Below are 1290 nucleotides of genomic sequence, written 5' to 3' on the forward strand. Positions count from 1 at the left end.
CATCCTGTCGCCAGGTAGCTGCCTTCTGTACCCCCCATTGTAACACGTGTGTAGCCCCGGACGTAAGGGCCGTGCTGATTTGACGTCATCCCCACCTTCCTCACATCTTACGACGGCAGTCCGGGTAGAGTCCCCAGCATGACCTGATGGTAACTACCCGTAAGGGTTGCGCTCGTTATGGCACTTAAGCCGACACCTCACGGCACGAGCTGACGACAACCATGCAGCACCTTCACAGCGGCCCGAAGGCTGTAATGTTTCCACTACATTCCGCTGCAATTCAAGCCCGGGTAAGGTTCCTCGCGTATCATCGAATTAAACCACATGTTCCTCCGCTTGTGCGGGCCCCCGTCAATTCCTTTGAGTTTCACCGTTGCCGGCGTACTCCCCAGGTGGAATACTTAATGCTTTCGCTTGGCCGCTGACAGTGTATCGCCAACAGCGAGTATTCATCGTTTACTGTGTGGACTACCAGGGTATCTAATCCTGTTTGATACCCACACTTTCGAGCATCAGCGTCAGTTACAGTCCAGCGAGCTGCCTTCGCAATCGGAGTTCTTCGTGATATCTAAGCATTTCACCGCTACACCACGAATTCCGCCCGCCTATGCTGCACTCAAGGATACCAGTATCAACTGCAATTTTACGGTTGAGCCGCAAACTTTCACAACTGACTTAATATCCCGCCTACGCTCCCTTTAAACCCAATAAATCCGGATAACGCTCGGATCCTCCGTATTACCGCGGCTGCTGGCACGGAGTTAGCCGATCCTTATTCATACGGTACATACAAATAACCACACGTGGCTAACTTTATTCCCGTATAAAAGAAGTTTACAACCCATAGGGCAGTCATCCTTCACGCTACTTGGCTGGTTCAGACTCCCGTCCATTGACCAATATTCCTCACTGCTGCCTCCCGTAGGAGTTTGGACCGTGTCTCAGTTCCAATGTGGGGGACCTTCCTCTCAGAACCCCTATCCATCGTCGGTTTGGTGGGCCGTTACCCCGCCAACTGCCTAATGGAACGCATCCCCATCGATAACCGAAGTTCTTTAATAGTTCTCTCATGCGGGAAAACTATGCCATCCGGTATTAATCTTTCTTTCGAAAGGCTATCCCGGAGTTATCGGCAGGTTGGATACGTGTTACTCACCCGTGCGCCGGTCGCCGGCAAAGGAAGCAAGCTTCCTTCCCGATGCCCCTCGACTTGCATGTGTTAAGCCTGTAGCTAGCGTTCATCCTGAGCCAGGATCAAACTCTTCATTGTAATAGTATTTTAATCACTCC

1 rRNA gene is annotated in these 1290 nt (G+C 51.6%); it reads right to left on the reverse strand.

Annotated features, from left to right (window positions below):
- A 16S ribosomal RNA gene (locus C233_RS0122070) occupies positions 1 to 1270 on the reverse strand; the annotation flags it as partial.
- Between the last annotated feature and the right edge of the window lie 20 nt (positions 1271 to 1290).

Origin of the sequence: Bacteroides gallinarum DSM 18171 = JCM 13658 (assembly GCF_000374365.1) — a bacterium.
Classification (GTDB): Bacteria; Bacteroidota; Bacteroidia; order Bacteroidales; family Bacteroidaceae; genus Bacteroides; species Bacteroides gallinarum.